Annotated in this window: 1 protein-coding gene; it reads left to right on the top strand. The window is 59.2% G+C overall.

Features of this window, described 5'->3' with window-relative positions; translation table 11 throughout:
* Positions 1 to 228, top strand: a 228-nt coding sequence (locus FW764_RS28165; RefSeq protein ID WP_446436733.1) for a hypothetical protein, incomplete at both ends; no start/stop codon positions are given.

Here is a 228-nt window from a genome sequence, read left to right as displayed (position 1 = left end):
TCTCACCTGTTCAAAACCGGCCGCGAACGCCAGCGCCAACAAGGCCAGCTCCTCAGCCACTACGATTACGACGAACAAAACCGCCTACACGCCCACGCGGTAACTCAAGAAAACCATGACCTCTATCGCCGCCACTACGACTACGACAAAACCGGCAACCTGACCCGCCTGCTCGACACCCGCAAAGGTGAACACCACTACCACTACGACCCCCTCGCCCGCCTGACT

This window comes from Pseudomonas sp. 1152_12 (genome assembly GCF_052850675.1).
The sequence above is the reverse complement of the archived record's forward strand: the minus strand, read 5'-3'. Positions and strand labels throughout refer to the sequence as shown.